Here is a 13,582-nt window from a genome sequence, read left to right as displayed (position 1 = left end):
AACAGTTACAATTACAGGAGCTATTTCTAATCAAACCTTGAATTTGGTTTCTATAAACAATCCATCTACTTCATGTAATCAATCATTATCTGGTTCATCTACAGTAACAGTTAACCCATTACCAACTGCAAGTATTTCGGGCAATAATGGTCCGGCAGTTTGTTCAGGAAGTGATATTACTTTTAATTTAACAGGTACATCTGGAGCTGTAGTTACTTATAACTTAAATGGTGGTTCTAATACAACAGTTACTTTAACAGGTGGTTCGGCTACGGTTACAGTTACTGCAGCTACGGCAACTCAAACATTGAATTTAGTTTCTGTAACAGATGGAACTTGTCCAGCTACTTTATCTGGTTCTTCTACTGTAGTTATTGAATCTACAACTTGGGACGGAACTTCATGGAGTAATGGAACTCCAACAAGTACAAAAGCGGTAAGCTTTACAGGAAATTATACAATAGGAGCTGACTTTGATGCTTGTAGTATTTCAGTATCTAACAATGCAGTTGTAAGTGTTACATCAGGATTTAATGTGAATTTAAGCAACACAATTACAGTTGCTTCTGGAAGTTCATTTACATTAAATAACAATGCTAATTTATTCCAATCTAACGCAGCTGCTGTTAATATAGGAAACATTATAGTGAAACGTCAAACCAATCCTTTAATTCGTTTAGATTATACTTTATGGTCTTCACCAGTTACAGGACAAGGATTGTATGCTTTTTCACCTTTTACGTTTGATAATCGTTTTTATGTTTATAATACAACATCAAATTTATACAACAACAGTTCAATAGGATTCACTATTACAGGATTGAATGGAGCCGGAGTAAACGGAACGGATACTGCTAACGTATCATTTGCAACAGGAAAAGGATATTTAATTCGTTTACCTTACAATCACCCAACAGCACCAGTTGTTTTTAATGGTAGCTTTACAGGAGTTCCAAACAATGGAACCAAAACTATTACTTTGGCTAATGTAAGTGCTTCTCAACAGTTCAATGCTGTTGGAAATCCTTATCCATCACCAATTGATATTGATCAGTTTGCAACCGATAATGCTTCTAATATAGAATCAACATTATACTTCTGGAGAAAGACTAACAATACTTTAAGTCCATCATATTGTACATGGAATACAGCATCAGCAACATTTGGAGATAATGGAGAAGCTTACACCAATTCACCAAATGGAGTTATTCAAACAGGTCAAGGTTTCTTGGTTGAAGCAAAAGATGGTGCAACGTCATTAGAATTTAATAATGGTCAACGTATTGCTGATAATGCTAATCAATTCTTTAGAGCCAATACAGCAGCTACGCCAACCAATGAAGCACACCGTGTTTGGTTGAACTTAACAGGAACTGGAGGAGCTTATTCTCAAGCAGTAGTTGGATATTTCACTAATGCTACATCAGGAGCCGATGCTTATGATAGTAAATATTTTAATGATGGAGCTATTGCTTTAAATATGGTAATTGGTTCAACAGAATATGTTATTCAAGGTCGTCCAACACCATTTCAAGCAACTGATGTAGTTCCATTGAACTATAAAGTGATTACAGCAGGAACTTATACTTTTGCAATAGATCACGTTGACGGATTATTCACAGGTGGAGCACAAGCTATTTATATTAAAGACAATCAAGATGGTTCTTACCATAACTTAAGCGCGCCTTACACCTTTACAACGGCAGCTGGAACATTTGCAAATCGTTTTGAATTAGTTTACCAAACCGCTTTAGCAGTAGATAATAATGATTTCACTGCTAACAGCATCAATGTTATCAAACAACAAAATGATGTAGTGGTAAGAACTTCTGGTACAACTATGAAAGAAGTTACGATTTACGATATTAGAGGTAGAGTATTGGTTACAAAAACCAACATCAATGCTTCAGAAACTAAAATCAATGTGGGAACAACGAATCAAGTTTTATTGGTTCAAGTAACTACTGTTGATGGAATAAAAGCTACTAAGAAAGTGGTTAATTAGTGTTCAGTTGTCAGTGCTCAGTGTTCAGTTATTAAGCTAACTTGTCCTTTGGACTCGAAATATATAGAGAAAGCCCTTTCGGAAACGGAAGGGCTTTTTTATGGTAGTATTTTATATAGAAAAATGCCTGTTTACAATTAATTAATTTGGTGGTTTCAAATAAATGAGTACTTTTGTTACTCGTTATTGCATAACTAATTATGTTAGAAACACTTATTACTTCTAAAACACGTATTCGTATCTTGGTAAAGTTTTTTATCAATGCGGCTAATAATGGTCATTTACGTGGCTTGGCAGAAGAGATGAATGAATCTACCAATGCCGTAAGGAAGGAATTAAACAACCTTTCTGAAGCTGGATATCTAGAGAAGAAAGCAGCTCAGAATAGGGTTTCATACAAAGCCAATATCAAACATCCTTTATTTAAAACATTGCAACAAATAGTGTACAAGCATTTGGGTTTGGATGCCATTATTGATATGATTTTGGCTCGAATGGGAAAAGTGTACCAAATTGTAGTATTAGGCGATTATGCTAATGGTATCGATTCTGGTGTTATTGAGGTTTTGATTGTTGGTAAGCAATTGAATGCTGATTATATTGACCAATTGGCTTTGAAAATAGAAGGCGAAATCAAACGTAAAGTACTATTTACTTTGCAAGATTTTCCTTCAGAAAGTGGCTTGATTATATATGAGAATTTTGAAAATAATAACTAAAAAATATTTTGGAAACTAGAGTCTATTCAAATAGTAATAAATATAGTATCAAAGACATACTGTGGTCAAGTATTAAGGGCTACAAGAGTTCTTTTTATTTGGCAAAACAATTAGCTAAAAGAGATGTTAAGGCGCAATACAGACAGTCTGTATTAGGTGTTTTTTGGGCTTTAGTGCCTGTTTTGATGAGTGCCTTTGTTTGGATTTTACTACAAATGTCAGGTGCTATTCAGCTTAGTTCTACCACAATTCCATATCCTTTGTTTGTTCTTGTTGGAACTACGGTTTGGTCTATTTTTGGTGAATGTTTAACGATGTCTATCTCAACAGTTAATGCCAATATAGGCATTATTACCAAGATAAATTTTGAGAAAGAAGCATTAATCACTTTAGGTTTTCTTAAACTTATGTTCAATTTGTTAATCAAGTTTGCCTTGATTATTGTCTTCATGTTGTACTTCCAAGTAGTTCCTACAACTTCTTTATTGTTTTTTATACCGTTACTTTTTATAACTATGTTGTTCTTTATTAGTATCGGAATATTAATAACACCTTTAGGCGTATTGTATGGTGATATCAGCAGATTGATTCCTGTGGGATTACAGCTTTTAATGTATGTAACGCCTGTCTTATATATGATGCCAAAAGATGGTTTTCTAAAAACTATTATGAGTTTAAATCCTTTAACTTATTTTATCATAGATTTAAGAAATAGCTTGACTGGAATGCCAATTGAACATTGGACCTTTTGGTTAGGTACTTTATGTGTCACTTTGCTTTTAAGTATTTTAGCTATGATAGTTTATCGTGTTTCGATGCCAATAATAACAGAAAGAATGAGTTCGTAATTATGGGAGAAGTTTTAATAAAAGCGGAAGGTGTATCTAAGAAATTTGCTAAAGACTTAAAAAAGAGTCTTTACTATGGTGTATTAGATTTAATAAGCGGAATCACAGGAAGAGAACAAGTTCGAGATTTGCGAAATGATGAATTTTGGGCAGTTCGCGATTTGAATTTTGAAGTAAGAAGAGGCGAATGTCTGGGACTAATAGGACATAATGGAGCTGGAAAAAGTACCTTGTTGAAAATGTTAAACGGACTAATTTCACCAGACGAAGGCACCATTACTATGAAAGGGAAAATTGGAGCTTTAATCGAACTTGGTGCTGGTTTTAACCCAATATTAAGTGGTAGAGAAAACATCTATAACAACGCTGCAGTAATTGGTTTTAGTAAAGAAGAAATTGATGCTAATCTAGAAAATATTATTATTTTTTCTGAATTAGAAGAATTTATAGACATGCCAGTTAAGAATTATAGTTCAGGAATGAAAGTACGTTTGGGGTTTGCCATTGCAGCCCAAATGCAACCCGATATTCTATTGATTGATGAGGTTTTGGCTGTTGGTGATTTAGGCTTTGTTTTGAAATGTTTTAAAAAAATTGACCAATTACTTCCTAATACAGCACTAATATTTGTTTCTCATACCATGCCAATGGTAGCCAGAATTTGCAATCAAATAGTCTTGATGGATCATGGTAAAGTAGAGTATCAAGGATTTGATGTTCCTAAAGGTATTGGTTTTTATTACAATAAATTCTCAAACAATGATAACAGTATTTTGTTTGATGACGGTAGTTTAGAATTGACTTTGTATCAATTAAATTTAGATGATAAAAATACTATTAAACGCGGTGAAGATTTGCAAATCGAGTTGCAGTTTAAAGTCAAAAAACCTATAGCATTTACACCAAGAGTCTATTTAGAATTCAGAGATAAAGAACAAAGGTCAATCGCAGGTGCTATTGCAGCTGATGGTGTTGAAAGAGCACTAACTTCTGATACATTGACTTATTACATTACTATTAAAAATATTTTGTTTTCGTTAGGTCTTTATTCTATTGACTTGACGGTTACCGATTTTGAAACGAAAACACCTGTTCTTAGAATCAATAATTTTGTAGCTTTTCAAGTAGAAAGTAAAACACAAATGTGGGTTCCAATTGAACTAGATACAGAATATAAAGTTGAATAATACAAAACCATGATAAACGTAACTAAAACTTTCTTTCCACCTATAGCTGAATATCAACAGCAAGTACAACGCATTTGGGATAACCAATGGCTTACTAATCGTGGTGCGTTGGTTAAAGAATTAGAAGAAAAATTAAAAGAGTATCTTTCTGTTTCTAATATCTTGGTAATGAATAACGGAACTATTCCGATACAAATTGCCTTAAAAATATTAGGCAATGAAGGAGAAATTATAACGACACCTTTTAGTTATGTAGCAACAACTGCGGCAATTGTTTGGGAACATTGTACTCCGGTTTTTGTTGATATTCACCCTGAATATTTAACCATAGATGAAACCAAAATTGAAGCAGCAATAACACCTAAAACAACTTGTATTTTAGCCACTCATGTTTTCGGAAATCCATGCAACCTTGAGGCTATTGAAGCTATTGCAACGAAACACAATCTAAAAGTAATTTACGATGCAGCGCATGCTTTTGGTGTAACATATAATAACAAATCAATTTTTGACTATGGTGATGTAAGTACTTGCAGTTTTCACGCCACCAAATTATTTCACACTGGTGAAGGTGGCGCTTTGTTCTGCGAAGACGAATCGCTACGTCACAAAATGTTTTATAGTCATAATTTTGGTCATAATGGGCCATTAGATTTTCATGGATTAGGTATTAATGGTAAAATATCTGAGTTAAGCGGAGCTATGGGTTTAGCCGTTTTGCCCCATATGGAATCTATATTGAGTGACAGAAAAGAAGTGGTTGGTTATTATCAAGCCCATCTTGATTTTTCGAGATTAAAAACTATAAAGATTAGAGAAAATACGCAATGGAATTATAGCTATTATCCAGTGATATTTGAAACAGAGGCGCAATTGCTAAAAGTACAAGCCGTTTTAAATGAGCACGAAATAGTTCCTAGAAGGTATTTCTATCCTTCGTTGAATACCATTCCTTATGCTAATGGTGATGCAATGCTCATTTCTGAAAGTATAGCAAGTAGAATTTTATGTTTGCCGTTAGCAGCTGCTATGGATTTATCAGCTATTGCTACCATAGTATCATTAATTAACTCAAGTCTAAAATCATAATCATGAGTAAAAACATTACTATTGAACTACTCTTACAACAATTAAAGTCGAATACTATTGACTTTGAGGTCATTCAAAATAGTGAATGGTCAGATGCTTACCAGTTTGCCAGTATTAAAAATGTGGTTTCAGAAGGTATTTATTTCTTCGAAAATGTGTCAATCGTTAAAAATTACCCTATTGAGAATAGTATTATAATTGCTGCTGAACCTTTTGAAACTCATAATAATTTATTTATAGTATCAAATCCTCAACTTGTTCATTATCTTATTAATGCTTCTATTAATACTGTGAAATTGATTGGAATCAGTGATTCTTCTAAAATTGATGCTGATGCTAAAATAGGCGATGGGGTTTATATTGGTGAAAATAGTGTTATTGGAAAATGTATCATTGAGGATAATGTAGTTATCAAGCACAATGTTGTTATTGAAGATAACGTAACCATTAAGAAAAACACTTTTATAGATAGTAATAGTGTTATTGGTGCAGGAGGTTTAGCATGGATTTGGGATCCAAATGGAAAAAGAATTATGCAACCTCAATTAGGAGGAGTTGTTATTGGGGAGGATTGTATTCTTGCAACCGATGTAACTATTGTGAGGGGTTCATTATCTGAAAATACCTCTATAGGCAACGGAACTGTTATTGCTCATGGAACTAAAATAGGTCATGGTGTTATTGTAAAAGAGCACGTTCACATGGCTAATAATGTTAGTCTTGCAGGAAATGCTGTAATAGGAGAACGTACTTTTTTGGGAAGTGCTTGTGTAGTTTCGTCTAATATTAGAGTAGCCGACAATTGTATTATTGGTGCTGGCGCAGTAGTTAATAAAAACGTTGATGAAAGCTTTGTTACCTTAGCAGGAGTTCCTGCCAAAATTATAAAAAGAGCCAATTATGAAGGTAAACCTAATGGTGCTCCCAAACCATTTAAACAAAAATAAACAACCACAAAACAACTATAAATTATGAACACAAGTGTAATCTCAGAAAAAGCTATTATTGGAAAAAATGTTGAAATTGGACATTTTTGTATTATTGAAGACGGTGCTGTTATTGGTGATAATGTTTCTATAGGTAATTATTGCATAATTAAAAAAGGAGCTATTATTGGTAATAATTGCAAGTTTACAGCTTATTGTGAAATAAGAGATAACGTAAAAATTGGAGATGGAACTACTTTTGGTAGTAGATGTACTATTTCTGCTAACGCAGTTATTGGAACAAATGTAACTATTAAATACGGATTTGTATTAACGGATACTCCAGTATTAGAAAATAACAATGAAAAAGTTGTTGGTCTAGTAGGTGATAATACACTTATTGGTGCTAATGTTACTTTAATGCCTGGATTCAATATTGGTAAAAATGCTACCATTGGAGCTAGTTCTCAAGTAAGAGCTAATGTTGGTGATGGCGAGGTTTGGTTTGGAAGTCCTGCAAAATTGTTCAAAACTAAATAATTAAAGAATAGTGAAACCTGTAGTTATCTTTTCCGGAGCTAATGATAGAGCGGTCATCGCTTTTTGTAGATATGCAGAAAGTGTTGGCATAGCTTATGTTATCGTGGCAAACGGCGCTGATGATTTGGTTTTTCTAACAAAATATAAAGATAAAGTAATTTCTACAAGAGAGAAAAACGTGCTCGATTGGGAAACTTTTATTAATAATATTGCCTTAGCAAAAGAAAAATTAGGTACGACGAATTTGTTTGTACTACCTTTAACAGAGTTCATTAATCGGTTTTTATTAGATAATAGAGAGCGTATTGAAAAGGAGCAAGTTTCTTTCGGATTGTGCGATGCTATTTTGTATGCTACGATTTCTGATAAATATGCTTTTGGAATTTTGTGTGAACGCTATGGAATTACAGTTCCTAAGGAATATGACTCAAAGCCTACCACTTATCCTTATGTTATTAAGCCTAAAGCTTATTTTAATGCTACGCATGATGTGAATTTGAAACCAGCACTTTTATACAACCCAGACCATGAGCAACAGTTTATGGCAACGGTTAATGAAGAAGAGGTTTATTATCAAGAATACATAGGTGGAAAAAGTATTTATTTATTATTTTATTTTTTTAAAGACAAAACGTATTCCGTTTATTCGCAAGAAAATTTTGTACAACAACACAATGGAGGTTCGATGTTGTTTTGTAAATCGGCTACTTATCATTTAGACCAAAATTTGGTTTCAAACTATGTTCGTTTGTTTACTGAAAATAATTTTCATGGTTTGGTTATGGTTGAGGTAAAATATTACAATGGAATGTATTATATGATTGAAGCAAATCCAAGACTTTGGGGTCCATCACAATTGATTCTTGATGCCAAAATGTCTTTGTTTGATGATTTTTCATTGGAGAATGAATTGATTTTAAAACGTTCCAAGCAATCGGATGACTATTTGCCTTCTTCAGTTTATTTTTGGTCTGGTGGATTGGTGGCAAGTCAAAAAAAGGGTTGTGAGGTAATGTTGTATGATTATAAAAAAGAAGATTTTATTGGGGATTATCCTTTTCTTGTATCCAATGAAGTTTATTTAAGAGAAGATACCACATTATTATATTTAAAAGAAAACTCATGAATATAGAAAAATTAAAAAACTTGTATCAAAATACAAGTAAACATTCAAATTATCAAATACTTCCTAATTGCTTAAAACCATTTATTGATACTAATGATTTGGTTATTAATTCTCGTTTTGAATCTGAACGACTTGATTTTTTAAAATCTCAAATTGATTTCACAGGAAAAAAAGTAGTTGATATTGGGGGTAATACTGGTTATTTTACCTTTCAGTTTATTGAAGAAGGAGCAAAAGAAGTTGATTATATTGAAGGAAATAAAGAGCATTCGGAGTTTGTAAAATTTGCTGCTGAGGATTTGAATTTAAATATTAATGTTTACAATAATTATTTGAATTTTGATAATCATTCTGAGTTTTCAACAGATACAGATATTGTTTTATTATTCAATGTGATTCATCATTTAGGAGATGATTTTGGTGACCAATCGATATCTATGGAACAAGCAAAAGTTCTTATGGCAAATAGTATCAATTATTTTCATGGAAAAACAGATACTTTAATTTTACAAATGGGTTTCTGTTGGAAAGGTAATAGAAATTTATTGCTTTTTGAAAATGGGACTAAAGAAGAAATGATAGATTTCGTAAAAAAAGCTACCAATGGAAAATGGAATATTCAAGCTATTGGAGTTGCAGAAGTTCAAGATGGAGCAACATTTTTTAATTTACTGAATGACGAAAATGTAAAGCGTAGCGATACACTTGGAGAGTTTAGAAATCGACCAATATTTATATTAAAATCTATATAATGAACGATTTACCTTTAGTTTCTATATCTTGTATTACATTCAATCATGCTCGTTATTTGCGAGAATGTTTTGATGGATTCTTAATGCAACAAACTAATTTTGCTTTTGAAGTTGTAATTCATGACGACGCTTCGACAGACGAAACTAAAGCTATTATTGAAGAATATACTCAAAAGCATCCAACAATTTTCTATCCGATGTATCAGACAGAAAATCAATATTCTAAGGGTGTTAGAGGTATTATGGCAAAGTTCAATTTTCCGAGATGCAGAGGTAAGTATATTACACTTTGCGAAGGCGATGACTATTGGACAGATCCAAACAAGTTACAGAAACAAGTAGATTTTTTAGAGGCTAATGAGGATTATGCCATTTGTTGGACTAAGTATTTGATAAAAAATGAATCAAATGTACCTTCAACATTAAGTGAACCGGAATGGATTGATTATGTTGAGAATGACAAAGATTTGAGTTTTGATTTGAATAATATTTTTAAACCTTATTGCACGTATACTTTAACAACTATGTTCAGAGTTGAAAATTTTGATTTTGATTTGTTTCAAAAACTAAAACATTCAAAAGACAATACACTATATGCTATGTGTTTATCAAAAGGAAAAGGAATTTTACTCAATTTTAACTCGGCGGTTTATAGAGTTCATGATGCTGGTATTTATTCGTTGCAAAAGTCATATATTAACGCAATCAGTAACTATTTGAATTTTGTAGAAATAATTATCACATTCAAAGAAGCAAGAAACAATCATTTTTTGGAATTAATGAAATATTTTAAGTATGATCTTAGATCTAGCCTGAAGCAACACAATAAGGAAGTTTCTTATTACTATTATGTACTAAAAGGATTTAAGATGCTTGTCGCTAATAAATGCTTGAGTTTGTTTAAATATATTTAGTTTTAAATTTAATTTTACTAATCTTATGAATATTTCAATCCTCATTTGTACTTATAACGGTTCTAAGAAATTAAAAGAAACACTAAGCTATATCTCAAATTTAACCATTCCTGATAAAGTAATGTCTGTTGAATTAGTAATTGTAGATAATAATTCAACAGACAATACATCTGCATTTGCAAAAGAAACATGGGAAGGCCTGACTTCTAAAATAAGTATTAGAGTTATTAATGAAAGTAAAGGAGGAAAAGCAAATGCATTAACTACAGGATATAACGCATCTAATGGTGATTTAATAGTGTTGTGTGATGATGATAATTGGCTTGAAAAAAATTACTTAGTGAATGTAATATCGTTATTCGAGACCAATCCTGAAATTGGGATGGCAGGCGGATATGGTAGTTCAGCTATCTTTGAAGAAAACAAGCCTGAATGGTTTGATAAATTTCAATTTTATTTTGTTGTTGGAAAACACCATCCTAACTCTGGTTTTTTAAAAAACAATGACTATTCCATTAATGGAGCAGGATCAGTAATAAGAAAAAAAGTTTGGAACAAAATATACAATGCAGGATTTCGATTCGTAAATAGTACCACTGCAGGTAAAGCTATTACTGAAGATATAGAACTATCAATGGCTGTTTGTTTGGCTGGGTATAAATTATATTTTGACGAACGCCTCACCTATATTCACGATTTGCGCTGGGGACGAATAGATATAGATAGCCTTTTTTTACAAGAAGAAATGAACGGTAAAGGAAATGTAATTTTATATACGTATAGTACAATTTATAATTTACACCAAAACAATAAATTAACACTACTGCGCTTCTCCATTCATTATGCGAAAATGATAGTTATTTTTTCAAATGAGTTAAGAAAAATGAATGCAAATAATAATGAACACGACAACCTTGAATTCAGACTCGCTTTCACAAAGAAAAAAAGTTTTTTAAAACACTTTGTTTTGCATTTTACATCGATACTACTAAAATTCCAAAAAATTAGTGGTTGGATAAAAACAGTTTCGGATGGAAAATAAACTTGTATCTATAATAATGCCAGCCTACAATGTTGAAAAATACATTGGAGCCAGTATTACTAGTGTTATAAATCAAACTTATTCCAATTGGGAACTAATCGTTATTGATGATGGTTCTACTGATGGTACGGCAGCCATTGTTCAATCTTTTATCGAAAAAGACGATAGAATCAAGTATTTACATCAAGAAAACGCACGTCAAGCAAGAGCAAGAAATAATGGAATTTCACATGCAAAAGGAAGTCTTTTAGCTTTTCTTGATTCGGATGATATGTGGTTGCCACAAAAACTCGAAAAATCATTAGCTTCTTTTGATTTAGAACAATACGATTTGATTTTTACTAATACTTATACGACTGATGAGGAAATAATTGATGTTTCTAATACTTCTTATCAAGTAATGAATGTTGTGGCAAGAGAGTATCATGGTAAAGAAGCGCTTCAATCCTTCATGGAATATAATAGAGTTCCCACTTTGACGGTTTTAGTTAAGAAATCTGTTGTAGAGAAGGTGGGTTTATTTGATGAATATTGCGTTCCAGCAGAAGATTTTGATTTATGGATGAGACTTTTAAAGGATGGAGCTAAATTCAAATCAATTGATTTACCATTATCAATATATAGAGTTCAAGAAAGTTCTTCAACAGCATTAGATAGATTTGCAACAGCTTCTGTAGTTAAATCAATAGCTAAAAATTTCTCCTCACAGGAATTAAAGGAGTTGCAAGTTGACCAACATTTAAGAAGATGGATACTAAGATGGATAGAATTTTCTTTAAATAAAACTACTATTTCAAAGTTTAAAGAATATGTTTTCCAATTCAATTTTAGAAACAAACTAATAACATCGTTATTTTTATTTCATAAATTTATTGGTTTTACTCGTTTCAAAAAATTAATAACAAAAGCATTACAATAATGAGTTTCTTAGTTTCCATAATCGTTCCATGCTATAATCAGGCGCAATACTTGCCAGAAACATTGCAGTCGGTGTTGCATCAAACCTACACTAATTGGGAATGTATTATAGTAAATGATGGTTCGCCAGATGATACTGAAGTCGTTGCACAAAAGTGGTGTAAAAAGGATGGCCGCTTCGTTTATTTAAAGAAGGAAAATGGAGGATTAAGTTCGGCAAGAAATGCTGGGTTAAAGATTGCTAAAGGAGATTATATTCAGTTTTTAGATTCGGATGATTATTTACATTCAGAAAAATTAGAACAATCTGTAGCAGTAATCACAACCAATACTGATTTGAAACTTGTAGTAACCGATTTTAAACTATTTTCAGATTCAGTAAATTATACCAAAGAGCCTTATTGTATTTTAAATCAAGAAAGGTTAACTTATGAGAGTATTTTATATGGTTGGGGTGGCGATTTTACCATACCAATTCATTGTGGTTTGTTTCATAAAGATATCCTTTTGTCGTTTGGTTTTGACGAAAGTTATAAAGCTATTGAAGATTGGATTATGTGGTTGAATTTTTTTAAGAACACCAAGAGTGCAGCATACCTTAATCAACCCTTAGCTTATTATAGATTTCATGAACAAGGTATGACCAAAAATAATGTTCTCATGCAAGATTCCTTATTGAAAGCTTATCAAGAGATTAATAATTCTCTTCCTGAAGCCTATTCAAAGGAGTTTTCAAATCTAATTTTCAGTAGGTTAACCGCCAAAATTAAAAGCCAGCAATTTAAAATTATAGATTTGGAAAATCAAAACTCCAAATTTTTAAAATTAATGCTATATAAGAATTTGAAAAGGATTCCTATATTAAAACATATAATTAAATAAGTAAATTCAGATAATTTGAAAAAAGGAATACGCAACATACTAGACTTTTTTTTACTTTTCGTTTTTAAAAGGTTTAAGGTTTATCAGGAAACGATAGAGTTTACCAACAAACAAGCACTATTAAGGAGTTTCAAAAAAATAGGAGCCAATAGTACATTTGGAAAGGATAACATTATAAAAAATCCGCAGTATATTGAAATAGGAGCTAATTTTTCTGCATTAGATCGATTTAGAATAGAAGCTTGGGATAGTTATTTTGGACAAAAATTTGAACCGAAAATAATAATTGGTGCTAATGTCAATTTCAATACTGACATTCATATTGGATGTATAAATTCAATTACTATTGGTGATAATTGTTTGTTTGGAAGTAGAATATACATTACCGACCACAATCATGGCGATACCAGTGATGGGATGATTTCAAGAACGCCATTAGAAAGACCTTTAATTTCAAAAGGTTCAGTTGTTATTGAAAATAATGTATGGGTAGGTGAGGGAGTTGTCATAATGCCAGGTGTCACAATTGGAGCGAATAGCATCATTGGAGCGAATTCGGTTGTTACAAAAGATGTTCCTAAAAATACAGTTGTAGCTGGTGTTCCGGCTAAAATATTAAAACAGTTAGTTTAAA

Annotated in this window: 14 protein-coding genes; all 14 read left to right on the top strand. The window is 32.0% G+C overall.

The features are described from left to right. A partial coding sequence (locus ACYU7A_RS03095; protein WP_460574149.1) for a T9SS sorting signal type C domain-containing protein occupies positions 1-2,005 on the top strand: 2,005 nt, incomplete at its 5' end. A 200-nt stretch (positions 2,006-2,205) separates the two neighbouring features. Next, positions 2,206-2,724 (top strand): ArsR family transcriptional regulator, encoded by a 519-nt coding sequence (locus ACYU7A_RS03090; RefSeq protein ID WP_460574148.1) that lies wholly within the window; start codon positions 2,206-2,208, stop codon positions 2,722-2,724. A 98-nt stretch (positions 2,725-2,822) separates the two neighbouring features. Further along, positions 2,823-3,572: an ABC transporter permease gene (locus tag ACYU7A_RS03085; RefSeq protein ID WP_460574147.1), complete on the top strand. Its 750-nt coding sequence runs from the start codon at positions 2,823-2,825 to the stop codon at positions 3,570-3,572. A 2-nt stretch (positions 3,573-3,574) separates the two neighbouring features. After that, entirely contained in the window at positions 3,575-4,759 is a 1,185-nt protein-coding gene (locus ACYU7A_RS03080) for an ABC transporter ATP-binding protein (protein WP_460574146.1), read from the top strand. Positions 4,760-4,768: 9 nt separating this feature from the next. After that, positions 4,769-5,848 (top strand): DegT/DnrJ/EryC1/StrS family aminotransferase, encoded by a 1,080-nt coding sequence (locus ACYU7A_RS03075; protein ID WP_460574145.1) that lies wholly within the window; start codon positions 4,769-4,771, stop codon positions 5,846-5,848. Positions 5,849-5,850: 2 nt separating this feature from the next. After that, entirely contained in the window at positions 5,851-6,795 is a 945-nt protein-coding gene (locus ACYU7A_RS03070) for a DapH/DapD/GlmU-related protein (RefSeq protein WP_460574144.1), read from the top strand. A gap of 24 nt (positions 6,796-6,819) precedes the next feature. Next, positions 6,820-7,314 carry a DapH/DapD/GlmU-related protein gene (locus tag ACYU7A_RS03065; protein WP_460574143.1) on the top strand — a complete coding sequence of 165 codons (495 nt, stop codon included), beginning with the start codon at positions 6,820-6,822 and terminating at the stop codon, positions 7,312-7,314. Between the two features lie 10 nt (positions 7,315-7,324). Beyond that, positions 7,325-8,440: a hypothetical protein gene (locus ACYU7A_RS03060; protein WP_460574142.1), complete on the top strand. Its 1,116-nt coding sequence runs from the start codon at positions 7,325-7,327 to the stop codon at positions 8,438-8,440. Beyond that, entirely contained in the window at positions 8,437-9,192 is a 756-nt protein-coding gene (locus ACYU7A_RS03055; protein WP_460574141.1) for a class I SAM-dependent methyltransferase, read from the top strand. The genes ACYU7A_RS03060 and ACYU7A_RS03055 overlap by 4 nt, the downstream gene beginning before the upstream one ends. Beyond that, on the top strand, positions 9,192-10,106 hold the full coding sequence (locus ACYU7A_RS03050; protein ID WP_460574140.1) for a glycosyltransferase family 2 protein: 915 nt from the start codon (positions 9,192-9,194) through the stop codon (positions 10,104-10,106). Before ACYU7A_RS03055 ends, ACYU7A_RS03050 begins: the two co-directional genes overlap by 1 nt. Positions 10,107-10,131: 25 nt before the next feature. Continuing rightward, positions 10,132-11,148, top strand: coding sequence for a glycosyltransferase family 2 protein (locus tag ACYU7A_RS03045; protein ID WP_460574139.1), 1,017 nt, complete (start codon positions 10,132-10,134; stop codon positions 11,146-11,148). Further along, positions 11,138-12,067: a glycosyltransferase family 2 protein gene (locus tag ACYU7A_RS03040; RefSeq protein ID WP_460574138.1), complete on the top strand. Its 930-nt coding sequence runs from the start codon at positions 11,138-11,140 to the stop codon at positions 12,065-12,067. Before ACYU7A_RS03045 ends, ACYU7A_RS03040 begins: the two co-directional genes overlap by 11 nt. Further along, positions 12,067-12,948: a glycosyltransferase family 2 protein gene (locus ACYU7A_RS03035; protein WP_460574137.1), complete on the top strand. Its 882-nt coding sequence runs from the start codon at positions 12,067-12,069 to the stop codon at positions 12,946-12,948. Before ACYU7A_RS03040 ends, ACYU7A_RS03035 begins: the two co-directional genes overlap by 1 nt. Positions 12,949-12,963: 15 nt before the next feature. Continuing rightward, on the top strand, positions 12,964-13,581 hold the full coding sequence (locus ACYU7A_RS03030) for an acyltransferase (RefSeq protein ID WP_460574136.1): 618 nt from the start codon (positions 12,964-12,966) through the stop codon (positions 13,579-13,581). The last annotated feature ends 1 nt before the right edge of the window (position 13,582 follow it).

The organism is Flavobacterium koreense (assembly GCF_054776075.1).
The sequence above is the reverse complement of the archived record's forward strand: the minus strand, read 5'-3'. Positions and strand labels throughout refer to the sequence as shown.